The 23432-nt window shown below is 68.2% G+C and carries 22 protein-coding genes; 7 read left to right on the top strand and 15 right to left on the bottom strand.

The window, feature by feature from the left end; all coding sequences use genetic code 11:
* Positions 1–31: 31 nt before the first annotated feature.
* The 7 genes from E5A74_RS18675 to E5A74_RS18645 are packed head-to-tail and all read right to left on the bottom strand — an operon-like array spanning position 32 to position 6787.
* Positions 32–460: a hypothetical protein gene (locus E5A74_RS18675; RefSeq protein ID WP_135987154.1), complete on the bottom strand. Its 429-nt coding sequence runs from the start codon at positions 458–460 to the stop codon at positions 32–34.
* Positions 453–1781: a FliI/YscN family ATPase gene (locus tag E5A74_RS18670; protein WP_135987153.1), complete on the bottom strand. Its 1329-nt coding sequence runs from the start codon at positions 1779–1781 to the stop codon at positions 453–455. The genes E5A74_RS18675 and E5A74_RS18670 overlap by 8 nt, the downstream gene beginning before the upstream one ends.
* Positions 1775–2503 (bottom strand): FliH/SctL family protein, encoded by a 729-nt coding sequence (locus E5A74_RS18665; RefSeq protein ID WP_135987152.1) that lies wholly within the window; start codon positions 2501–2503, stop codon positions 1775–1777. The genes E5A74_RS18670 and E5A74_RS18665 overlap by 7 nt, the downstream gene beginning before the upstream one ends.
* On the bottom strand, positions 2496–3506 hold the full coding sequence (gene fliG, locus E5A74_RS18660) for a flagellar motor switch protein FliG (RefSeq protein ID WP_135987151.1): 1011 nt from the start codon (positions 3504–3506) through the stop codon (positions 2496–2498). The genes E5A74_RS18665 and fliG overlap by 8 nt, the downstream gene beginning before the upstream one ends.
* The gene (gene fliF, locus E5A74_RS18655) at positions 3503–5182 is read right to left on the bottom strand and encodes a flagellar basal-body MS-ring/collar protein FliF (protein ID WP_135987150.1); all 1680 of its coding nucleotides are present in this window, start codon (positions 5180–5182) and stop codon (positions 3503–3505) included. The genes fliG and fliF overlap by 4 nt, the downstream gene beginning before the upstream one ends.
* Positions 5183–5186: 4 nt before the next feature.
* Positions 5187–5546: a flagellar hook-basal body complex protein FliE gene (fliE, locus tag E5A74_RS18650; RefSeq protein WP_135987149.1), complete on the bottom strand. Its 360-nt coding sequence runs from the start codon at positions 5544–5546 to the stop codon at positions 5187–5189.
* Positions 5543–6787, bottom strand: coding sequence for a sigma-54 interaction domain-containing protein (locus tag E5A74_RS18645; protein ID WP_135987148.1), 1245 nt, complete (start codon positions 6785–6787; stop codon positions 5543–5545). The genes fliE and E5A74_RS18645 overlap by 4 nt, the downstream gene beginning before the upstream one ends.
* Before the next feature lie 219 nt (positions 6788–7006).
* Here E5A74_RS18645 and E5A74_RS18640 point away from each other — a divergent pair, with 219 nt between their 5' ends.
* From E5A74_RS18640 to E5A74_RS18630, 3 genes are all read left to right on the top strand, one after another.
* On the top strand, positions 7007–7825 hold the full coding sequence (locus E5A74_RS18640) for a flagellin N-terminal helical domain-containing protein (RefSeq protein WP_135987147.1): 819 nt from the start codon (positions 7007–7009) through the stop codon (positions 7823–7825).
* A gap of 206 nt (positions 7826–8031) precedes the next feature.
* Entirely contained in the window at positions 8032–10671 is a 2640-nt protein-coding gene (locus E5A74_RS18635) for a glycoside hydrolase family 3 protein (protein ID WP_206365917.1), read from the top strand.
* Positions 10672–10877: 206 nt separating this feature from the next.
* On the top strand, positions 10878–13955 hold the full coding sequence (locus E5A74_RS18630; protein WP_135987146.1) for a TonB-dependent receptor plug domain-containing protein: 3078 nt from the start codon (positions 10878–10880) through the stop codon (positions 13953–13955).
* Positions 13956–14189: 234 nt separating this feature from the next.
* Here E5A74_RS18630 and E5A74_RS18625 read toward each other — a convergent pair whose 3' ends face one another.
* The 8 genes from E5A74_RS18625 to E5A74_RS18590 form a co-directional block, all read right to left on the bottom strand.
* Positions 14190–14924 (bottom strand): sigma-70 family RNA polymerase sigma factor, encoded by a 735-nt coding sequence (locus E5A74_RS18625; RefSeq protein ID WP_135987145.1) that lies wholly within the window; start codon positions 14922–14924, stop codon positions 14190–14192.
* A gap of 29 nt (positions 14925–14953) precedes the next feature.
* Positions 14954–17032 (bottom strand): flagellar biosynthesis protein FlhA, encoded by a 2079-nt coding sequence (gene flhA / locus E5A74_RS18620; RefSeq protein WP_135987144.1) that lies wholly within the window; start codon positions 17030–17032, stop codon positions 14954–14956.
* Between the two features lie 3 nt (positions 17033–17035).
* Positions 17036–17941, bottom strand: coding sequence for a lytic transglycosylase domain-containing protein (locus E5A74_RS18615; RefSeq protein WP_135987143.1), 906 nt, complete (start codon positions 17939–17941; stop codon positions 17036–17038).
* Positions 17942–18058: 117 nt separating this feature from the next.
* Positions 18059–18370, bottom strand: a complete 312-nt coding sequence (locus E5A74_RS18610) for a flagellar protein FlgN (RefSeq protein ID WP_135987142.1) — start codon at positions 18368–18370, stop codon at positions 18059–18061.
* A complete protein-coding gene (gene flgM, locus E5A74_RS18605; RefSeq protein WP_135987141.1) occupies positions 18357–18650 on the bottom strand; it encodes a flagellar biosynthesis anti-sigma factor FlgM in 294 nt (97 codons plus the stop codon). The genes E5A74_RS18610 and flgM overlap by 14 nt, the downstream gene beginning before the upstream one ends.
* Positions 18651–18730: 80 nt before the next feature.
* A complete protein-coding gene (locus E5A74_RS18600; protein WP_135987140.1) occupies positions 18731–19243 on the bottom strand; it encodes a flagella basal body P-ring formation protein FlgA in 513 nt (170 codons plus the stop codon).
* 50 nt (positions 19244–19293) lie between these two features.
* The gene (locus E5A74_RS18595) at positions 19294–19788 is read right to left on the bottom strand and encodes a flagellar motor protein MotB (protein ID WP_206365916.1); all 495 of its coding nucleotides are present in this window, start codon (positions 19786–19788) and stop codon (positions 19294–19296) included.
* A complete protein-coding gene (locus E5A74_RS18590; protein WP_135987139.1) occupies positions 19785–20450 on the bottom strand; it encodes a motility protein A in 666 nt (221 codons plus the stop codon). The genes E5A74_RS18595 and E5A74_RS18590 overlap by 4 nt, the downstream gene beginning before the upstream one ends.
* A gap of 212 nt (positions 20451–20662) precedes the next feature.
* Between E5A74_RS18590 and flgB the strand changes: the two genes are divergently transcribed.
* The 4 genes from flgB to E5A74_RS18570 are packed head-to-tail and all read left to right on the top strand — an operon-like array spanning position 20663 to position 23431.
* Positions 20663–21016, top strand: a complete 354-nt coding sequence (gene flgB, locus E5A74_RS18585; protein WP_135987138.1) for a flagellar basal body rod protein FlgB — start codon at positions 20663–20665, stop codon at positions 21014–21016.
* Positions 21017–21018: 2 nt separating this feature from the next.
* Positions 21019–21429 (top strand): flagellar basal body rod protein FlgC, encoded by a 411-nt coding sequence (flgC, locus tag E5A74_RS18580; RefSeq protein ID WP_135987137.1) that lies wholly within the window; start codon positions 21019–21021, stop codon positions 21427–21429.
* A gap of 2 nt (positions 21430–21431) precedes the next feature.
* Positions 21432–22124 carry a flagellar hook assembly protein FlgD gene (locus E5A74_RS18575; RefSeq protein WP_135987136.1) on the top strand — a complete coding sequence of 231 codons (693 nt, stop codon included), beginning with the start codon at positions 21432–21434 and terminating at the stop codon, positions 22122–22124.
* 26 nt (positions 22125–22150) lie between these two features.
* Entirely contained in the window at positions 22151–23431 is a 1281-nt protein-coding gene (locus tag E5A74_RS18570) for a flagellar hook protein FlgE (protein ID WP_135987135.1), read from the top strand.
* Position 23432: the final 1 nt, after the last annotated feature.

Here is a 23432-nt window from a genome sequence, read left to right as displayed (position 1 = left end):
AAACCCCCGGTGAAACTGGTCACCGGACAGTTCAGCAAATATCGTGCCGTTTTTTGGCCGTGGCCGGAAGCGCCTCGAGTTCGCGCAGCGCCTTGAGCGCCGCTTTGGCGCCCTCGCGCTCGATCAGCTTCTCGATCGCGCTCTGATCGCGATGCGCCTCGCGGGTGGCGGCGCGCGCACTTTCGAGCCCCTGATGTGCCACCGCGACACGGCGCTCGGCCGCGTGCGCCGACTGGTGGAGGCGATCGCGGTAATGGGCGGCGGCGATGAGCGAGGTGGCGAAAGTTGGCGAAGGTGTCGCGGCAGGGGCTATTTTGGCTGCCAACTTATCGATACGATCCCGTAACGATTCTTCCTGGTCGACCCGGCTCCGCGCCTGCACTTCGGCGGCGCGGACCTGATCGAGCTGGAGCGTGCGGACGCGGAGCAGCCGTTCGAGCTTCCTGGCGGTCCTAGCCATCGCCGAACACGCCGGTCAGCTCGGCGACCGCGTCGGGCAAGGTCACGACTTCGTCGGATCCCTGCCGGATATATTCCATCACCGCCGGATGACAGGCGATCGCCGCGTCGATCTCCGCGTCCGCGCCGGGCCGGTAGGCGCCCATCAGCACGAGATCGCGATTCTCCTCATAGGTGGCGAGATGCCGGCGCAGCACGCGCGCGGCATGGACATGCTCCTTCGCGGCGATGTCGGTCATCACCCGGCTGACCGACGGGCCAAGGTCGATCGCCGGATAGACGCCGCGCTCGGCGAGCGCGCGGCTCAGCACGATATGGCCGTCGAGAATCGAGCGGGCGCTGTCGACGACCGGATCGTTGCCGTCATCGCCGTCGGCCAGCACGGTGTAGATCGCGGTGATCGAGCCACCGGTCGAGACGCAGGTGCCCGCACGCTCGATCAGGCTCGGCAGCATCGCGATCGCGCTGGGCGGATAGCCACGCGCGCTCGCCGGCTCGCCGAGCGCCAGCCCGATCTCGCGGCCGGCATGCGCGACGCGCGTCAGCGAATCCATGATCAGCAGGACCTTCTTGCCTTCGGCGCGGAAGGCTTCGGCAATCGCGGTGGCGCGCAAGGCGCCGCGGATACGCAGCACCGGCGAGTGATTGGCGGGAACCGCCACCACCACCGAGCGCGCGCGGGCGGCGCCGAACACCTTGGTCTCGAGGAAGTCGGCGACTTCGCGCGAGCGCTCGCCGATCAGCCCGACCACGACGACATCGGCTTCGGCGGCGCGGACGATCATGCCGAGCAAGACCGACTTGCCGACGCCCGAGCCGGCCATGATGCCGACGCGCTGGCCCTGACCGATGGTGAGCAGCCCGTTGATCGCGCGGACGCCGACGTCGAGCGGCTGGAGCACCCTGCCGCGATCGAGCGGCGACTGGAGCTTGCCGGCGAGCGGCCATTTGCCGGCGCCCCGGATCGGCCCGAGCCCGTCGATCGGCTTGCCGGCCCCGTCGACCACCCGGCCGAGCAGCGCGGCGCCGACCTCGGCCTCGCCGGGGGAGCCGGTCGGTCGCACGGGAGCGTTGGGGAGCAAGGCGGCGGGGCCGCCGAGATTCATCAGCAGGGTCTTGCCGCCGCGGAAGCCGATCACTTCGGCCTCGATCCGGCTGGCGCCGTCGCCGATCGCGCAGACCGTGCCGACGGGGAGCGCGAGGCCGACCGCTTCCATCAGCAATCCGTCATAGGAGGATAGCCGGCCCGATACCCGCGCGCGCGGCGCGAAGTCGCGACAGCCGAGGCCGTCGAGATAGTCATCCGTGAACTTGTTCAGCATGCCGGCGGAATCGGAACGCGGTCGATCGCCTGGGCGAGCTGCTCGAGCCAGATTTCGGGGCCGTCCTCGACGATCGTCGAGGCGCTCTCGATGACGAAACTACCGCGCGCGACATGCGGATCGCCGACCGGGAAGATCGTCGCGGGAAGCTTGCCCTGGATGAGCGAGACATCGTCGGGATGCAACCGCAGCAAGGCCGATTCGGCACCGTCGGCGAGCAGATCGACCGCGGCGGCGATCCGGCCGGCGAGAATATCGGGCGCGACTCCGGCATCGCCGATCATCCGCTGGACGAGATGGAGCACGGTCTGGCGGAGATGCCCCGCCATGCGCTCGCGATCGAAATGCGCACCGGCGGCAAGCGCCTGCGATACCTGTTCGAGCAACGCCGTCTCACGAGCGCGTGCCTCCTCGACCTCGGCGAGCGCGGCCGCGCGGCCCTCGGCAAAGCCCGCGTCATGCGCCGCGGTGAGCGGATCGACAAAGGCGGTGGGGTTCACCGGCGCCTCGGCGACGAACGGGTCCCAGCCCTCGGTGGGGTTGGCGTTCGGGTCGGCGGGCGAGAAATGGCGTGGTGCGGCCGGCGCCGGCTCCGCGAAGCCGCGGCGGCCGATGCTGGCGATATCGGCAGCTGCGAAGGCGCCGCCGTCACCGAATGCGCGGTGGAGCATCTGCGCGGCGGCCTCGATGCGGCCGGCAAAGCCGGGGGCGAACTCAGACATAGTCGTCGTCGCCGCCCTTGCCCGGCATCTGCAGCGTGCCGTCCTTCACCAGCCCGCGCGCGATGGCGATCATCACCTTCTGCGCCTCGAGCACTTCGGCGAGCTTCATCGGCCCGCGCGCTTCCATCTCGTCGCGGATGCCGTCGGCGGCGCGGCTCGACATGCAGCCGAGGAAGCGATTGCGCACGTCCTCCTCGACCCCCTTGAGCGACTTGGTGAGCACATCGGCGTCGACGCTGCGGATGAGCGTCGAGAGATTCTTGTCGTCGAGCTCGAGCAGATTGTCGAAGACGAACATCGCCTCCTCGATCGCCTTGGCGACTTCGCGGTCGATCTTGGCGAGCTTGGGCATGACACGCTGCTCGGTGATCTTGCGCGCGCCGGACAGGATCTTCGCGGCCTCGCGCGTGCCGCCGAGCTGGAGCCCGACCGACTTGCGCGCGCCGCCGCCCCGCCGATCGAGCATCGCGCGCAGCGTGTCGATCGCCTCGGTCGGGATCGGGCCGAGCTTGGCAACGCGGCGCAATATCTCGGGCTGCCCGTCGGCGGGAAGATGCTCGAAGACCTGCGCCGCGACTTCGGGATCGAGCTGGGCGAGCAGCACCGCGGCGATCTGCGGATGCTCGGCTGCGATCATCGCAGCGATCTCCTCGGGCTCGAACCATTGCAGCTGCTCGAGCCGGGCATTGGCCTCGGCCGGGATGATCCGGGCGAGCACGCCCTCGGCCCGCTCGCTGCCGAGCGCGCGATTCATCATTCCCTCGATCTGCGGTCTGGGGTCGAAGACAATGCTCGAACGGCCGCGCGCCTTGAACACGAAATCGTCGAGAACCTGCTCGACCTCGGCTTCGCTGACATCGGCGACGGTGAACATCGCCCGGCCGAGATCGCGGACCTCATCGGGCTCGAGCTTCTGGAGGATGGCCGCGGCCTCCTCCTCGCCGACGAGCATCATCAGCACGGCGGCGCGCTCGACGCCGTTGAAGTTGCGCAGCGCGTTCATTGCGCGTCCGCCTTGATCATGTCGCGGACCGCGAGCGCGGCGCGCGCGGGGTTCTCGCGCGTGAAGCCGCGGACCAGCCCGACGCGATCGTCATAGCTGTTGCCGCGATCCTCGAGCATGTCGATCGATACGCTCGGCACCGGCGGCGACGCGGCTTCCGCATGGGGGTTGCCGATCGGCAGGCCGGGGCGCTGGCTCGCATCCTCGCGCTTCTTGAGCAGCGCCTTGGTGAGCGGGCGCACCCCGAGGAACAGCACGAGCAGCGCAATCACCAGCGCGGTCGCGTTGCGCGCGGCCATCGGCACCCATGCCGCCTCGTACCAGGCAGGGCCGTCCTTGCCGGCTTCGGCGGCGGCGCTGAACTTGCGGCTGATCACCGTCACCTGATCCTGGCGCTGGGCGTTGTAGCCGACCGCGGCGCGGACCAGCTCGTTGAGCTGGTTGATCTCGGCGAGTGCGCGCGGCTTGCCGGGCTCCTCGCGCAGCACCACGGCGACCGAGAGGCGCTTGACGTTGCCCGGCACCGCGCGGGTGACCGAGATTTCCTTGCCGGTCTCGTAGGTGCGGGTGAAGCTGTCGCTCTGCTTGGTCTGCGGCTGCGGAGCGGGCGTCGCCCCCGCGGTGGCGGCGGGCGCGGCCGGCGCAGTGGCGCCGCCGGCGTTCGGGGCGACCAGCTGGCTCGGCGGCGGCGGGGTGTTGGAGAGCGTGCCCGGGATGCCGCCCGGCGTCGCGCCGTCTTTCGAGGTTCCGGTCCACGCGCCCTGTTCGGCGCGCATCACCTGGCCCGCCTTGTCGTAGCTCTCGCGCGTCGCCTGGCTCTCGTCGAGATCGACATCGGCCTGCACCTCGGCGGTGAAGTTGCCCGCGCCGACCAAAGGCGTCAGCAATTGCGCGAGCTGCTCGCGATATTTGTCCTCGACACGGCGCTGGAAATCGATCCGGGTGTCGCCGGCGCTCGCGCCGCCGTCCTTGCCGCCCGACTTCGAGAGCAAGGCGCCCATCTGGTCGACGATCGTCACTGATTCGGGCTGCATCCCCGGCACCGACGAGGCGACGAGATTGACGATCGCGCGGATCTGCGCCTCGCCGAGCGCGCGGCCGGGCTGAAGCTTGACGATGACGCTGGCCGAGGGATTGGCATGATCGCGGACGAATGCCGAGGCCTCGGGCGTGGCGAGATGGACACGCGCCTCGGCGACGGCGTCGATCTCCTGGATCGAGCGGGCGAGCTCGGTCTCGCGCGCCTGGCGGAGCCGTTCGCCCTCGACCGCGCGGCTGACTCCCATCGGGAGATTGTCGAGGATCGCATAGCCACCGGGCTGCGCCTTGGGCAGGTCCTGGCTGGCGAGCAGCATCCGCGCCTTGTGGTAATCATCCTCGGCGACGGTGATCGAGCCCGAGCCATCGATGCTGCTCGCGATATTGGCGCCGTCCAGCGCCGAGGTGATCGCCGCCTTGTCGGCATCGGTGACATTGGCGAACAGGATGCGCTGCGGCGAGGTCGCGACCATCGACCAGGCGAGGAAGCCGGCGAGGACGAGCCCGACGAGAAAGACCAACGGCAGGCTGCGCTTGACCGCAGGCTGGCCGAGCAGGCCCGAAACCTGCTTGAGCGGATCGAAGCGGGCCGGCATGCCGGTAGCTTCGGGATGGGCGGGTGCGAGTGCGTTGCTCATCGGATCAGACCGGCATGCTCATGATGTCCTTGTATGCGGACAGGAGTTTGTTGCGGACCTGCAGGGTCGCCTCGAAGCCGACCGAGGCCTGCTGGCGCGCGAGCATCACCTTGGCGATGTCGACGGTCTCGCCGCGTTCATAGGCTTCGGACAGCGCGCCGGCCTGGGCCTGCGCCTGATTGACCGACTTGAAGGCATCCTCGAACGTGTCGGTGAAGCTCGCCGGCTTGCTCTCGGCGGGCGCGGTGGTCGCGGGTGCCTGTTGGGCACGCGAGAGCGCGGCGTTGCGCTCGAGGATCTGCGAGCGCAGCGCCAGCACGCGGTCGACGCTCATCGCCGCCCCGGGGCCAGTAACGCCGCTCATGCCGACGCCGCCTGGGCGATATCCTCACCCTGTTCGCGCGCCTTGGCTAGGCGGTAGCGCAACGTGCGCTCGGAGATTCCGAGCCGCTTCGCGGTCTCGATCCGGCTGCCGTTGCACTCGGCCAGCGTCTCGCGGATCGCCTGGAACTCGTGCATCTGGACGATGTTGCTGAGCGTCTCGGGGCGCTCCTGCCGCATCTCGGGGCGGCGATCGAAGATCAGATGATCGGGCTCGATCGTATCGCCCGGGGCGAGCAGCAGCGCGCGCTGGATGACGTTCTCGAGCTCGCGGACATTGCCCGGCCAATCGTGATCGATGAGGATCTCGACCGCCTCGGCGGTGATCCACGGCAGCGTCGAACGGGTGCCCGCGTGGCGCAGCACCATCGCCGCGGCGAGCGCGGCGATGTCGCCCGGGCGCTCGGAGAGCGCCTTGGTGGCGAGCGGGAAGACGGCGAGACGGTAGTAGAGATCGGCGCGGAAGCGGCCAGCGGTGACTTCGCCCTGCAGATCGCGATTGGCGCAGGCGATGACGCGGACGTCGATCTTTTCGGGCTGGGTGCCGCCGATCGGAACGACCTCGCGCTCCTGCAGCGCGCGGAGCAGCTTGGCCTGGAGCCCGAGCGGCATCTCGGCGATTTCGTCGAGCAGCAAGGTGCCGCCATTGGCCGCGCGGAAAAAGCCCTGGCCGCCCGAGGAGGCACCGGTGAACGAGCCCTTGTGGTGGCCGAACAGCATCGCCTCGAGCATCGTCTCGGGCAGCGCGGCGCAGTTGATCGCGACGAATGGCCCGTCGCGCCGCGACGAACCCATATGGATCGCCTTGGCGAGGACTTCCTTGCCGGTGCCGGTGGGGCCGTTGATCAGCACGGTGATGTCCGAAGCCGCGACGCGCTCGGCGAGCGCGAGCAGGGCGAGGCTCTCGGGATCGGCGGCAACGGGCTCGTACGGGCCCCGCGCCATCGCGCTGGCGAAGCCGGCACCGATCGCGGCATCGTCGCTGCCATAGGAAAGCCGCGCGGGATTGCCGTCACGGAACGGGATCGCGGCGCGATCGCCCTCGCCGAGGACCAGCGTGCGTGCCGGCGCCGGCGGAACTTCGCCCTCGGCGACGAGGAACAGATCCTGCGCGCCGGGCTTGCCGTCCTCGCACGATCCGATCGCGAAGCCCTGCGCCCGAAGCGCCGAAACCGTCGCGTATTTCTGCCGGAGAACGGCTGCCGAAGGAACGATGGACCGCATGAGTGACCCCCTGATTGGGTCCTCTTTGGAGGCAAGTTGGTTAACGCGCCGTAAAACTACGTAACGACGGACTTCTGCGGTCCGGGCGCGTCTACGCGCGCGCGCGATAGGCGAATTTTTTCGCTTAAGCCGTTCGCGGTGCGGCCGTTCCTTGGCTCGGCGGCTCCGGGCTCCCGTTCAGGGGGGACGCGGGAAGCCGAAGAGCATGGAGATACGAACATGACCGTTATCGCAACCAATACCGCGGCGCTGCGCGCCGCCAACGCATCGAACAGCGCCAACAAGCTGCTCGGCTCCGCGATGGAGCGCCTGTCGACCGGCAAGCGCATCAACAGCGCGAAGGACGACGCCGCCGGCCTCGCCATCGCCTCGAGCATGACCGCGTCGATCCGCGGCATGAACCAGGCGATCCGCAACAGCAACGACGGCATCTCGATGGCGCAGACCGCCGAAGGCGCGCTCGAGGAAGTGACCAACATGCTGCAGCGCATCCGCGAGCTGTCGGTCCAGTCGGCTTCGGGCACCTATTCGAGCAACGACCGCACCAACCTGCAGACCGAAGTCGCGGCGCTCACCGGTCAGATCACCAGCATCCTGACCAACACCGAGTTCAACGGCGTCAAGCTGTTCGACGGCAGCGCCGGCACCTCGGGTGTCGTCACGATCCAGACCGGTTCGAACGCGTCGGACACGGTCGACCTGACCTTTGCCGATATCGATCTCGACGCGGCCGTCGCGGTTGACATCTCGACCGCCGGCGCTGCGTCGACCGCGCTGACCACGATCAACACCGCGCTGACCACGGTCAACACCGCCCGCGCCGGCCTCGGCGCCGGCCAGAGCCAGCTCGAGTCGGTCGTCAACAACCTGACCTCGAACGTGGCGAACCTCAGCGATGCGCGCAGCCGCATCGAGGACGCCGACTATTCGGCCGAGACCACCGCGCTCGCCAAGGCCCAGATCCTGAGCCAGGCGTCGACGGCGATGCTCGCCCAGGCGAACCAGAGCCAGCAGACGGTCCTGTCGCTGCTCCGCTAACCGCGTGCCGGTCGGGGTGTCACCCCCCTGACAGGCACTGCGGCCGGTCACCTCCCCCGCCAACGGGGAGGGCGCAAGGGGAACCCCGGCGGTCCGCGTGACCGCCGGGGTTTTCCTTTGTCCCCCGTGTGTCCTCGCGCAACGACTGGTAGCGCTACCAGAAATGCGCTAGCCTCGGCCCATAATAGAATTGGGAGAGGTTGCCGGTGACGAGAAAGTGGATCGCGGCTGCGCTGCTGGCATCGAGCGCATGGGCGCCGCTGGCGAGCGCGCAGACCGGGGCGGCGGGGCGGCTCAGGGATCCGGCGGCGACGCCCGAGCAGCGCGCCCGCGACGCCGTCGCGGCGATGACGCTCGAGGAAAAGGCGCGCCAACTCGGCCATACCGCGCCGGCGATCCCGCGGCTCGGCATCCCGCAATATAACTGGTGGAACGAGGGGCTGCACGGCGTCGCCCGTGCCGGCATCGCCACCGTCTTCCCGCAGGCGATCGGCATGGCGGCATCGTGGGACGCGCCGTTGCTCCAGCGCGTCGGCGACACCGTCGCGACCGAGTTCCGCGCCAAGTTCGTCGAGCGCCGCCTGCCCGATGGCGGCTCCGAATTCTATCGCGGGCTCACCGTCTGGTCGCCCAACATCAACATCTTCCGTGATCCGCGCTGGGGGCGCGGGCAGGAGACCTATGGCGAGGATCCGTACCTCACAGGGCGGCTGGGCATCGCCTATATCGGCGGGCTGCAGGGCAGCGATCCGAAATTCCTCAAGACCGTGGCGACCTCGAAGCATTTCGCGGTGCATAGCGGCCCCGAGAGCAACCGACACCGCGAGGACGTCCATCCGACCCCGCACGACCTCGAGGACACCTATCTCCCCGCCTTCCGCGCGACCGTGACCGAGGCGAAGGTCGAATCGATCATGTGCGTGTACAACGCAGTCGACGGCGTGCCGGGTTGCGCCAACAGCCGGCTGATGGAGGATTATCTCCGCAAGAGCTGGGGCTTCAAAGGCTATGTCGTCTCGGATTGCGGCGCCGCCGCCAATATCTACCGGCCAGATTCGCTCCATTATACCAGGACCGCGGTCGAGGGTGTCGCGCTCGGCTTCCGCGCCGGGATGGATCTGATCTGCGGCGACTATCGTAACAATATGACCACGGAGCCGGAGAACATCGTCGCGGCGGTCAAGGCGGGGCTACTGCCCGAGGCGGTGGTCGACCACGCGCTCCGGCGGCTGCTCGAGGCACGCGTCCGGCTCGGGCTGTTCGACCCGCAGCTGCCCTTCGCGCACATCACAGCCAAGGACTATGACACCCCCGAGCATCATGCGCTGTCGCGCCAGATGGCCGAAGCCTCGATGGTGCTGCTCAAGAACGAGGGCGATCTGCTGCCGATCAAAGGCGATCCGCGAACGATCGCCGTGATCGGGCCCAATGCCGACAGCTTCGATGCGCTCGTCGGCAACTACTACGGCACGCCGTCGAAGCCGGTGACGGTGCTCGACGGCATCCGTGCCCGCTATCCCAAATCGGAAATATTGTACGTCCAGGGCACCGGGCTGATCGGTCCGGCCGAGCTGCCGGTGCCCGACGCCGCGCTGTGCGTCGACGCCGATTGCGCGACGCCGGGGCTCAGAGCCGAATTCTTCAAGGGCACCAACCTGGAGGGCGCTCCGATCGAGACCAGCGTCCAGCCCAACGCCCGGTTCGAGTGGCGCGGCGATCGCGAGACCTCGGCGCGCTGGACCGGCACGCTGGTCGCCCCCGAGAGCGGCGAGTTCGGCTTCCGCTTCGCGAGCGAGAATGGCTATCGCGTCTGGGTCGGCGACAAGCTGGTGGTCGACGAATGGGGCGTCGGCGACGCGCCTTCGATCCTGTCGGGCACGATCATGCTCGAGAAGGGACGCAAATATCCGCTGCGGGTCGAAGGTTTTCAGCGCGGCCAGCGCAGCAGCCAGCAGCTCGTGTGGAGCACGCCGGGCTCGGGTGGCGACCAGGCAGTGGCGGCGGCGAAGCGCGCCGATCTCGTCCTGTTCGTCGGCGGCCTTTCCGCGCGGATCGAAGGCGAGGAAATGAAGGTGAAGGCCCCCGGTTTCGCCGGCGGCGACCGCACCAGCCTCGACCTGCCGGCGCCGCAGCAACAATTGCTCGAGCGCCTCGACGCGACCGGCAAGCCGGTGGTGCTGGTGCTGATGAACGGCAGCGCGCTGAGCGTGAACTGGGCCGATGCGCATATCCCGGCGATCGTCGAGGCCTGGTACCCGGGTGGCGAAGGCGGCCACGCCGTGGCCGGATTGCTCGCGGGCGATTTCAGCCCCGCGGGGCGGTTGCCGGTGACCTTCTACAAATCGGCCGACCAGCTCCCGCCCTTCCCCGACTATCGCATGGCGGGGCGGACCTATCGCTACTTCACCGGCGAGCCGCTCTATCCGTTCGGCCATGGCCTCAGCTACACGCGCTTCCGCTACACCGCGCCGAAGCTGAGCAGCGCGCAGGTCAGCGCCAATGGCAGCGTCGAGATGAGCGTCGACGTCACCAATAGCGGCGCGCGCGACGGCGACGAGGTCGTCCAGCTCTATGTCACGCATCCCGGCGTCGACGGCGCCCCGATCCGCGCGCTCCAGCGGTTCGAGCGCGTTCATCTGAAGCGCGGCGAGACGCGTCGCGTCGGCTTCACGCTGGACTCGCGGGCGTTGAGTGTGGTCGGCGTCGACGGCGCGCGCCGCGTCTCGCCCGGACGCGTCGATCTATGGATCGGCGGAGGGCAACCGGCGACGCGAACGGGGCTTCCCGTCGCTGCGGGCGCCGCCGCGCGGCTCGACATCGTCGGGAGCGCGATCCTCCCCAAATAGCCGCGCAAGGGCGCCAACCGCGCTTTTCGCGCGCTGAAGCAACGGCTGTGTTGTATCTATACCACACGCCCCGAGCATTCCGCTGTACGCCCGATTTACAAAATGTTTCCGAGCCGTCACTTGTAGAAATATTGGTACGCGGGGGGAGCAAAACCGTGTGTGCCTAGCCGACCCGCCAGAGAGGCGGGCGTTCAGGGAGATTTTCAATGTTGTTCCACCATCGATCGACCGCGGCATCGCTGCGGCGCGGGGCAGCGCCGTTCGCAGTGGCGCTCGGTCTTCTCGCGGCTCCGGCCTTCGCGCAGGACGCGCAACAAACCCCCGCAACCACCCAGACCGACGAGGCCCAGCCTGCCGCCGAAGCGACGCAGGAAGATACCGTCGTCGTCACCGGTTCGCTGTTCCGCCGCACCGATACCGAGACTCCGTCGCCCGTCACGGTGCTGACATCCGAGACTCTGGAGCGCGCCGGCATCACCACCATGGCCGATGCGATCCGCTCGATCTCCGCCGACAGCGCCGGATCGATCGGCACCGGCTTCCAGACCGGCTTCTCGGCCGGCGGCGCGGCAGTCTCGCTGCGCGGCCTCGGCGTCTCGTCGACGCTGGTGCTGATCGACGGCCTGCGCTCGAGCAACTTCCCGATCAACGACGACGGCCATAACGCCTATGTCGACCTAAACTCGATTCCGTTCAGCCTCGTCGAGCGCGTCGAAGTGCTCAAGGACGGCGCATCGTCGACCTATGGCGCCGACGCGATCGGCGGCGTGGTCAACATCATCCTCAAGAAGCAGTTCAACGGCCTGGCCGGAACCGTCGAAGGTGGCGTGGCCGAGCGCGGCGACGCGTCGCGGCTGCGCGGCAACCTCACCGCCGGCATCGGCGATTATGACGCGGACGGCTGGAACGTCTACATCAACGGCGAGTATCAGCGCGACGGTCGCGTCTCCAATCACAGCCGCGGCTTCCCGTACAACACGCAGGACCTGACCAGCATCGGCGGCAACGACAACAACACCGCCGACAGCGGCCTCACGGTCAACACCCCCACCGCCTATGTCGTCCGCACGACGCAGACCGACCTCAACAATCCGCTGAGCGGCGGAACCGCGGTGATCAACGACGCCGGCCAGACCTACGCGACCTACACCGCGCTCGGCATCGGCAACTGCGCACGCCCGACCTATGCGATCACCACCGGCGCGGCACGCGGCGTCGGCTGCCCCTATGACCTGACCGACCTGTACCGGCAGATCCAGCCGCTGCAGGAGCGCTATTCGGCCAATGGCCGTCTGAGCGTCCGGCTCAGCGACAATATCGAAGGCTATATCACCGGCAGCTTCAGCCGTAGCTACGTCTCGATCACCAGCGCCTTCCCGTCGGCGATCCGCCAGACCCAGCCGTTCGGCGGCAGCCCGCTCGTCGCGACGAGCAACCCGGGCATCGTGCTGCCGGTCTATGTCTGCTCGGCGGGCATCAACTGCGCCACGGCGGCCGACCGCCGGCTCAATCCGAACAACCCCTATGCCGCTGCCTTTGCCGCCGATCCGAGCCAGGGCGCGGCGCGCATCTATTATCTCTTCTCCGACATCGCCGGCGGCAGCGAGCGCACCAACGACGTGTATCGCGCCACCGCCGGCCTCAACGGCAGCTTCGGCGACGATCGTTGGAACTGGCGGGTCGAGGGTGTCTATGCGCGCGACAATCTCGAGATCACCCAGCACGGCCTGCTCAACATCGCGGCGCTGCGCAGCGTGATCAACACGGGCGCCTACAACTTCGTCAACCCGACGCAGAACAGCGATGCGGTGCGCGACTTCCTCGCACCCGACAAGACGACGCCGTCGCACTCCGAGCTCTATGCGCTCGACGCGTCGATCACCGGCCAGATCGCCCAGCTCCCGGGCGGGCCCCTGCAGTTGGCGGTCGGCGGGCAGGTGCGCCGCGAGAAGCTGGAAAACAACAACCAGAACGCCGCGCTCGACACCTATGGCCTGACCACCTCGTCGGCGTTCGGCGCGCACACCGTGTACGCGGCGTTCGCCGAAATCGATGCGCCGATCCTGTCGTCGCTCGATCTCAACCTGTCGGGCCGCTACGATCATTATTCGGAAGGCTATGGTCGCTTCTCGCCGAAGATCGGCGTCAAGTTCACCCCGGTTCGCGAATTTGCGGTGCGCGGCACCTATTCGCAGGGCTTCCGGGCGCCGACCTTCGCAGAAGCCGGTCCGCGCAGCCAATATGCCGGCTTCGTGACCATCACCCCGCCGGGTGCGTTCTGCGCGCAGCATGGCGGTTCGTCGACCTCGAGCGGCGCGTGCAGCAACGGCGGCAACCCGTACAACTTCCAATATTCGGTGGGTCGCGGGTTCGTCGGCAATCCGGATCTCGAGCCCGAGAAGTCGCGCAGCTTCACCGCCGGCGTGATCTTCCAGCCGGCCAAGTGGTTCAGCGCCACGCTCGACTATTACAACGTCAAGAAGAGCAACCTCGTCGCCAACGGCCCGCTCGCGGGTGCCGCGATCAACGCCTATTACTCGGTGGCCGGCAACAGCTATCCGACGGCGGCGGCGGCAGCGGCCGCAGGGTGCGCCGCAGTGGCGGGCGTCGGTCCGGGCTATTCGTGCAACCTGACCGACGGCGTCGATCCGCTGTTCCCCAACGCGCTGCCCCGCGTGCTGATCGTCAACGCGCCGTTCGTGAACGTGAACTCGGACAAGACCGAAGGTCTCGATTTCTCGGCGACCGTCACCGCGCCGTTCGGCGACGGGGTGAAGTTCACGAGCCGCCTCGAAGCGACCTATGTGCTGCGCTACGAGCGCGACACGGCGGCGGGCATCCAGAAGTTCGCCGGCACGTTCGGGCCCTACGACCTGTCGTCGGGCAACGGCACCCCGCGGATCCGCGGCAACTGGCAGAACACGCTCGATTTCGGCAACTACACGATCACCGCGACCGCTTATTATGTCGGCCGGATCAAGGAAGTGGCGACCGATCAGGGTAGTCTGTCGACCGATTGCACCGCGAACCTCTACAAGGTTCCGGCCTCTGCGCCTGGCTATGAGAAGTTCTGCTACGTCAACAGCTTCGTCAACGTCGATCTCAACCAGACCATTCGGGTCAACGACGACTTCACGTTCTTCGTCAACGTCCTGAACCTGCTCGACGCGCGGGCGCCGGCTGCTCCGGCCGCCTATGCCAGCGCGCCGAACTTCCTGACGACCTGGCATTATGCCGGCCTGATCGGCCGTCAGTTCCGTGCCGGCGCTTCGTTCCGGTTCTAAGCGCTGAGCGCTCCCTCGCGCGCAGGACGGCGGTCTCCTTCGGGAGGCCGCCGTTTTGCTGTGTGTCCCCAAGACTACGATACGCCATTCCTCCCTCGCGCAGCGGGGGAGGGGGACCGCGCCCGCAGGGCGTGGTGGAGGGGGCCTTTCCGCGAGCATCTCGCCTGCGGAGAAACCCCCTCCGTCACGCTTCGCGTGCCACCTCCCCCGCTTCGCGAGGGAGGAATTTGAGTATTACCCCAGCCGGCGCTGGAGCGCGCGCTTCAGCCGGGCATGCGCCGACGCCTTGATCTGACAGACCCGCGCGGCCCCGACGCCGAGCACCAGGCCGATCTCCTCGAGGTTCAATTCCTCGACATAATAGAGCTGGATCACCTGCGCCTCGCGCTCGGGCAGCTCGCCGATCGCCGCGATCAGCGCGGTGCGCTGATCGCCATCGGCCAACTGATCGAAGGCATTGGGCTCCTCCGACATGAACCACGGGCTCTCGTCCGAATAGCATTCGTCGATCGAATCGAAGCGCACCGCCTCGGCGCTGGCATATTCGGCGCGTAACTTCTCGGGGCTGACGCCGAGCTTGTCGGCGACCTGGCCGTCGTTCGGGGCATGGCCGAGCTCGGTCGCGAGCGCCGCAACGGTTTCCTGATAGAGTTTGCGCCGCCGCATCGCCCCGCGCGTGAGCGTGGCCTGGCGGCGCAACTCGTCGATCATCGCGCCGCGGACGCGGGTCATCAGATATTGCTCGAAAGTGACCTGGCCACGATCCTCGAAGCCGCTCACCGCCTCGATCAGCGCGACCATGCCGATCTGGATCAGGTCCTCGACCTCGACGATCGAGCTCATCGAGCCATGAACGTGCCACGCGATGCGGCGGACCAGCGGGAGATGCTTGCGAACCATCGCCTCGGCGTCGCGCTGCGGCGACGGCGCGCGTGCGTAGGTGAGCGGCACGGATGCGAGAGAAGCCATATCTTTCAGGTTCCCCGGGGTGAAAGCGTTCATGCGGGCAGCGCCTCCGGCGCACCGATCACGGCGACGACTTCGACGGCCTTGTCCTCGGGGACCTCGAAGAAGCTCATCACCGGCGTGTCGGGAAGGATGGTCTTGACCAGCTTGCGGATCGCGACGCGGATCGCCGGCTGGACGACGAGCGCGAACGGCTTGGCCTCGCCGATCAGCGGCGCCGCGGCACGCTGGAGCGCTTCGGCGATGCGCCGGCCGAGATCGGGCTCGATCGTGTGGCGGCGCGCCGGATCCGAGCGGACCGCCTGGCTGAGCAGCGCCTCGAGCTGACCTTCGAGCGTCATCACCCTGAGCGGCTCGCGCACGCCGCACAGCCGCTGGATGATCAGCGCCCCGAGCTCGGGACGGATCAGCTCGAGGATCTCCTCGGCATCGAGCGTCTTCTGTGCGGCCACGGCGATCGCCGCGGCGATCCGGCGGAATTCCTTGAGCGGCACATTCTCCAGCAGCAGCCCGCGCAGCACGGTGGTGAGCGTGGTGAGCGGCACCGGCTGCGGGCAGAGCGAGGCGACGAGCGACGCGGCGCGCTCCTTGAGCCCGTCGAGCAACGCCTGAACCTCGTCGGGGCCGAGCAGGTCGGCGGCGTTCTGCAGCAGCGCATGGTTGAGATGCGTCGCCACCACGGTCCCCGGATCGACGACCAGATAGCCGGCGCCGGTCGCGGCATCGGCGTCGCCGCTGGCGATCCACACCGCGTCGAGCCCGAAGGTCGGATCGCGCACCGGCTTGCCCGGCAGCTTGCCGACCGCCTGGCCGGTGTCGAGCGCGAGCATCTCGTCGGGCGAGACATTGTCCTCGCCGACGACGACGCCGCCGACGATGATCCGATAGGTGAACGGGGCGAGATTGATGTCGTCGCGCACGCGGACCTGCGGCACGACGAAGCCGAGATCCTTCGAGAGCTGGCGGCGCACGCCGGTGATACGGCCCATCAGCGGACCGCCGCGGCGCTCGTCCACCAGCGGCACGAGACCATAGCCGATATCGAGCATCACCTGCATGTTGTCGGTGACCTCCTCCCAGCCGATCCGCGACAGATCGGCGGGCTCGGCGGCGGGCGCAGGCGGTGGCGGGCGGTTGGCGATGTTGCGGAGCTTCCACGCGGCGAAGCCGGCGCCGGCGGCGGCGGGCAGGATCACCAGATGCGGCATGCCGGGCAGCACCCCGAGCAGCGCGAGGATGCCGGCGACCGGCGCCCAGGTCTTGTGGCTGCCGAACTGGCTGCCGATCTGCCCGGCGAGATCATGCTTCGAATTGACCCGCGTGACGATCGCGGCGGCGGCGATCGACAGCATCAGCGCGGGCAGCTGCGCGACCAGCGCGTCGCCGATCGCGAGCATGATGTAGTTCTGCGCGGCGTCGCCGACCGCCATGTGATGGCTCACGACGCCGAGGATCAGGCCGCCGATGATGTTGATCGCGAGGATCAGCAGTCCGGCGACCGCGTCGCCCTTCACGAACTTCGACGAGCCGTCCATCGCACCGTAGAAATCGGCTTCGGTAGCGACTTCATGACGCCGCGCCTTGGCTTCGTCCGGCGTGATCAGCCCCGCGTTCAAGTCGGCGTCGATCGCCATCTGCTTGCCGGGCAAGGCATCGAGGGTGAAGCGTGCGCTGACTTCGGAGACGCGGCCCGCGCCCTTGGTCACGACGATCATGTTGATGATCATCAGCACCGCGAACACCACGATGCCGACGACATAGTCGCCGCCGATCAGGAAGGTCCCGAACGCCTCGATGACATGGCCCGCCGCGGCGGTGCCTTCATGGCCGTTGACCAGCACGACGCGGGTCGAGGCGACGTTGAGGCCCAGCCGGAACAGCGTCGCGAACAGCAGCACGGTGGGGAAGGCGGAGAAATCGAGCGGCTTCTGCGCGTTCAACGCCACCATCAGCACCGCGAGGCTGATCATGATGTTCATGATGAAGAAGGCGTCGAGCAGGAAGGCCGGGATCGGCACGACCATCAGCGCGACGAGCAGCAGGATCGCGGCAGGCAGCGAGAAGCTTCGCATCGCCGGAGCGACGCCGGCAGGCAGGGTCATAGCGGCCATCGATCAGCCCCCCAGCCGCGCGAGCATCAGATAGGCGAGCTTCGCCGTCTCGGGCGTCGGCCGGAATGGATTGACCGTCGCTTGCGCGAGCGGATCGGCGGCGGCGAGCCGCTCGGTGCCCGCTTGCGCGGACTTGAGCTGGGCAAGCGTGGTCTCGACCCAGTGGCGATCGCCGCCGACCGCGCCGTTGCCGAGCACGACCTCGGCACCGTCGATCGCTGCGCCGAACGTATCGAGACCGTTCGAGAGATCGTCGAGCCCGTCCGAGGCGCGCCCGGTTGCGCCGACCGCCGCCGCGCCCTGATCGAGCTTGCCGGCGAAGCGGGAATAGATGTCGCTCAAGGTGCGCGGCTGGCCGTTTGAAGCGTAGAAGATGCTGCGATTGGCGCGCGCAGCGGCAGGGAACATCGCCGCGCCGGTCCGTTCGGGATTCTGCGCCATCGCGCCGAGAAACTTCGCCGCGCCGCCCTTGCCGAGGAAATGCGCCATGTAGAGATCGGTGCCCGTGGCGGGCCGGCCGAGCCGATCCTCGAGCGCAGTCTTGTTGTCCGACGCATGCTCGGCGGCCATCAGCGCCGCGGTCTGCGGATCGCTGCGCATGTCGAGGATCGCGCGCCGCGCCGCGGGGTCGCTCACGACATAGCGGCCGCTCGCAGTCTGGCGGATCGAATTGGCGGCCCAGCCGAGCCCATGCTCGGCGCCGTGATCCTTGACCACGCCGAGCCAGCTTTGCTCGATGAACTGATAGAGGCCGGTGGCGCTCGACGTGGCGGCGCGCGCATTGGCACGCAGGCCGCTCTCGACCTGCGCCTGGCCCAGCAGATAATTGAAGTCGATTCCGGTCTTGCGGCTGGCATCGGCAATCGCCGTCTGGATGCCTGCCCGTGAATTGACCGATACGATGCTCATCGATCCCTGATCCGATTGCCTTAGTCAGGCACCCGATCAGCAAGGAGCGTGCCATTTTCTGGCGCGAGCGGGACAATGCGGCGCGATGATGCTCCGGCGCGAGCCGGAACACAGCGATCAGGCGATCGCATATCCCCCCGGCCGATAGGCGGGCGCCATCTCGCCGGAAAGAAGTTGCAGGCGGCGGCGAACATTTGCCGCCATCAGATTGACGTAGATCCGACAGGTCTCGTTGAGGCGGTGCGCCTCGGCGGCGAGCTCCTTGACCTCGGTCGAGGGAGCCTCGCCGTCGAACAGCGCGACGCTGTCGATGCCGGAGAGCTTGGCCTTGGTCGCGGCCTCGAGCGCGGCAACGTCATTGGCCTTCAGCGCCGCGATCTCGGCGTGCAGCGATTCGATGACGGTGATCAGCGCGTCACGCCGGGTCATTGGGGCTCCATTCGAGCTTGAGCGCGAGCAGCCGGTCGGCGATCGTCGTCGGATAGATCGGGAAGCGGCCGTCCTCGATCGCCTTGCGGATCTTGGCGACGCGCTCGGCGTCGACCGGAGGCTTTGCCGCCATCTCGCCCGACAGCGCCGCAGCGGTCGACTGGACCGGAGCGACCTCGTTCGACGCCGCTTTGACCGTCTCCACCGGTGCGGTGGGGGCGACCGGCGCAATGCGTCGGTCAGCGACCGCGCCTGCCTTGTTGCCGATAGGATCCACCATTGCTGCTATCCCTGGAGCTGTTCCTTCAGCACCATGAACGACAGGCTTGCGGCAGGCTTTAGAAAAAAAAGCTCGCCCCGTCAGGGCAGCCGCGCGCGCCCGGACTCGATCGCCACCGCCTGGATCGGCGCCTTCTTCTCGTCGACCTTGACCAGCAGCCGCGCTCCGGCCGGCGCGTCGCCCATCGCGATGCCCTCGCGGGTGATCGAGAAGCCGGGCGAACCCGCCTCGACGGTGATCGGATCGCCGCGGCGGATCACCGGCGCCGCCCTGACCGGCGCAGCGGGCACCGGCGCCGCGGCGACCGGCACGGACCGCGGCTGGGGCACGGCGTTGACGGGCACGAAGATCCGCCATGCCGGCGCCATGCAGCGGACCACCACCGCATCCTTTGCCGCGCCGTGCCATTCGAGCTGCGGCGCCGCGCAGGACTGGAGCTTGAGGCGCTTGTCGACCGGCGCGCGCGCACCGCCCTGCTCGCCGAGCGGCTTGCCGGTGAATTGCGCGACGATCGCGTCGAGCACCTGTGTCGACTGAAAGTCCTGCGCGGCCGCGGGGGTCGCCGCGGCAAGGGCGAGGAACAGCAGCATCATGGTCTCCTTGAGCGGAAGGGGGCGGCAAGGTTCGGTTGCCGGGCGGCAGATCATTGCCGGCCTCCGTCATAGCCGAGCGAGAGCAGGGCGCGGCGCTGGCCGCGGGCCGTGACGAGGGCGATACGCTCCGGCGCGACAGCACCCGAGGCGATGAGCGCCGCGGCGACGGCGCGGGCGCGATCGGCGGCGAGGATCGGTCCGCTGCCGGTGATCGGATCGACATCGGCGGCGCTGCCGTCGACTTCGCCGATGATCCGCAGACGCGTGCGCGGATCGATGGTGGCGCCACGCGCCCAGGCGAGCGCCGCACGCGCATCCGGAAGCTCGGCCGAACCGGGCGCGAATCCCGTCACCGTCGCGAGATCGACCGGCATCGCCGGCGCCTGCTCGCGGATCCCGAAGCCGGCGCGGAAGCCCGCGGCGAGCTTGTTCGGATCGACCTGATTGGCTTGGAGCAGCACGAAGAAGCCGACCAGCAGCAACGCCAGATCGGCGAGCGTGGTCAGCCAGATCGGCCGCGGCGCGAGATCGTCCTCGCAATTCATGCGGCGCGCTCGCGCGCGCCGTGGCGCGGCTGGATCATGGCGAGCGCAGCGAGTGGAGCGGCGAGCCGGGCGCGCTCCTGGAACTCATGGCGTGCGTGGCGCCTGAGGCGCGACGCGACCGGTGTCGCGATCAGGCAGGCGACAATGGCGCCATAGAGCGTGGTGAGCAGCGCGACCGCCATCGCCGCGCCGATCGTCTTGGGATCGGCCATCGCCGTGAACATCTGGACGAGGCCGATCAGCGTGCCGATCATACCCATCGCGGGCGCGATATCGGCGGCGGCGCTCCACATCTCGGCGGCGGCGCGATGGCGCTCGAAGCGTGCGATGCGGCGCTGCTCGAGCAGCGCGGCGATGCCATCGGGCGAAGCGCCGTCGACAATGTCCGCCACCGCGGCGGCGATATCGGGATCGGCGATCACCGAACGATCGAGCGCGATCACGCCGTGGCGCTGGGCAATCCGGCCGAACGCGGCGATCTGGACCAGCAATGGCGCGACGTCGAAGCGCCTGCGCGCGAGCGTGCGCAGCGCCGACAGCCCGCGGCCGAGATCGCCGAGCGGCGTGCGCAGCACCACCGCGACGACCGTCCCGCCCAGCACGATGGCGAGCGCGAGCGGGTCGAGAAAGGGGCCAATGCCCGGCAGCGCGGTCAAGTTCATGCGCTCGTGGTTGCAAAGGGCGGGCCAATTCCCGTCGCGGCGCAGTGCGTGGCTGCACGCCGCCCCGCCCCGGCAGGCGGTTGCCGCAAGACCGGCAAGTCTTTGCCGGCTGGCCCGCGCGTAGAGCGAAATCGACGGTCCAGCGCCCTTTGCGGAAAAATTGGCACGGCCATTGCAGCGACACGCCCGAACTTTTGTGCGGGAGACGTGCAATGCCCAACGACAGCCTCTTCGGCGTACACGGCGCAGCGCTGACCGTGCGCTCGCAGCGCATGGGCGTGCTCGCATCGAACATCGCCAATGCCTCGACCCCCGGGTACAAGGCAAAGGACATCGACTTCCAGTCGGCGCTCGCCTCGATCGAGACCCCGGGCGCCTCGGCGGACAATGCGATCGACGCGGCGACGCTCTACCGCGTCCCGCTGCAGCCGAGCCAGGACGGCAACACCGTCGAGCTCGCCACCGAACAGACCGCCTTCGCCGAGAATGCCGTCGCCTATCAGACGACGCTGTCGTTCCTGAACGGCCGCATCTCGACGATCACGCGCGCGCTGAGGGGAGAATAAGCATGGGTAACCAGCCGCTTTCGATCTTCCAGGTCTCTGGCCGCGCGATGAGCGCGCAGCTGGTGCGGATGAACACCACCGCGTCGAACCTCGCCAATGCCGGCACCGTCGCGTCGAGCGCCGAGGCCGCATACCGCACGATCAAGCCGGTGTTCCGCAGCGCCTTCGACGAGGCGAGCGGCATGTCCACGGTCGATGTCGAGCAGGTCGTCACCGCCGGCTCCGAGCCGACCAAGCGCTACGATCCGGGCAATCCGCTCGCCGACAAGGACGGCAATGTCTGGGAGAGCGCGGTCGATGAGACCCGTGAGCTCGTCGACATGCTCGAATCGTCGCGCACCTACCAAAACAATGTCGAGGTCATGCAGACTGCCAAGCAGCTGATCGTCGACACCCTCAAACTGGGCCGCTGATCATGGATTTCGATAGCACGCTGCAGACCCTCGGCATCAAACGCTACGGCGCTTCGTCCGCGGGCAGCTCGACCACCGACACCTCGAACCTCGGCAAGACCGAGATGGACCAGGCGGACTTCCTGACGCTGATGACGGCGCAGCTGAAGAACCAGGATCCGTTCGAGCCGGTCGACAACACCCAGATGGTCGCGCAGATGGCGCAATTCTCGTCGCTCTCGGGCATCACCGAGATGAACACGACGCTGAAGGCGATCTCGGACAAGCTGGCCGGCACCTCGCTCGGCGACGCGCTCGGCTATGTCGGCAAGACCGTGCTGACCGAAGGCTCGACGGCCTATCCGCGCACCAGCGGCGGCATCGCCGGCGCGGTCGCGCTGGCCGAGGACGCCACCGATGTGAGCGTCACGATCAGCGATCCGAACGGCAAGACGCTCAAGACCATGGTGCTCGGCGCGCAGGACAAGGGCGCGGTCGCGTTCGACTGGGACGGCGTCACCGAGAGCGGCGATCCCGCCGGCGACGGCCCGTTCACGGTCAAGGTCACCGCACGCAACGCTGACGGCGCCGTCACTGCCGCCCCGCTGGTCTGGGCGCCGGTCTCGACCGTGTCGATGGGCGCCGACGGCCAGCCCCAGCTCACTTTGCCCGGCATCGGCCAGATCGGTCTCTCCGACGTCTGGCAAGTCGGCTGATTCCCGCTTTCAAGGAGTAATCCCCAATGTCCTTCTTCACTTCGCTCAGCGGGCTCCAGGCTGCCCAGACCGACATGTCGACGATCTCGCACAACCTCGCGAACGTCTCGACCAACGGCTTCAAGCGCTCGACGACCCAGTTCGCCGACGTGATTGCGTCGACCGCCAGCACCAACCCGACCAATGTGATTGGTTCGGGCACGGTGGTGAAGTCGGTCCGCCAGCAGTTCAGCCAGGGCGGCTTCACCCAGTCGACCTCGGCGCTCGACGTCGCGGTCTCGGGCGAAGGCTTCTTCGTCGTGAAGAGCCCCGATGCGAGCGGCAATGGCGTCGCCTATACCCGCAACGGCAGCTTCCTCGTCGATTCGAACCGCAACGTCGTCGATGCGCAGGGCAATCGGCTGCAGGTCTATCCGGTCGACGGCTCTGGCGCGGTGGTCGCGACCGGGCTCGGCTCGACGATCAATCTCCAGCTGCCGCAGACCAGCGGCACGCCGGTGGCGACCGAGAACGTCAACCTGTCGCTCAACCTCAACGCCAATTCGACCGTGCCGACCGCGGCGTTCGACCGCTTCGACCCGTCGACCTACAATCATTCGACCCAGACCACGATCTTCGATCCGAGCGGCAATGCGATGACGCTGACGACCTATTTCGTCCGCACCAGCGCGCCGAGCAGCAGCGATCCGACGAGCAGCTGGGAAGCCTATTCGTTCGTCGGCGACAAGCAGCTGAGCGCGGACGCCGATCCGGCCGCAGGCACGCCGATCACGATGACCTTCGATTCGACCGGCGCGATGACGGCGCCGACCGGGCCGACCACCTTCGCCGGCTTCCTGCCCGCGGGCTCGACCGTCGATCAGGTGCTGACCGTCGATTTCGGCAATGCCACGACGCAGGTCTACAAGCCGTTCAACGTCGATACCGCGACGCAGGACGGCGCGCCGGTCGGCCAGCTCGAAGGCGTGACGATCGCCGAGGACGGCACCGTCCGCGCGAGCTTCTCGAACGGCGACACCCAGTCGCTCGGCAAGGTCGTTCTCGCCAGCTTCTCGAATCCCACCGGCCTGCGCCAACTCGGCAGCAGCACCTGGTCGGCCTCGGGCCTGTCGGGCGATCCGCGGCTCGGCGAGCCGGGCACGCAGGGGTTCGGCGGGCTGATGGCGGGCGCGATCGAGCGCTCGAACGTCGACATCACCGAGGAGCTGGTCGGGCTGATCGCCGCGCAGCGCGCCTTCCAGGCCAATGCCAAGGCGCTCGATACCGCGAGCCAGATCTCGCAGACCATCTTCAACATCCGCAGCTGAC

The sequence above is a fragment of the Sphingomonas naasensis genome (genome assembly GCF_004792695.1).
In the GTDB taxonomy this organism is placed as follows: Bacteria; Pseudomonadota; Alphaproteobacteria; order Sphingomonadales; family Sphingomonadaceae; genus Sphingomonas; species Sphingomonas naasensis.
The sequence above is the reverse complement of the archived record's forward strand: the minus strand, read 5'-3'. Positions and strand labels throughout refer to the sequence as shown.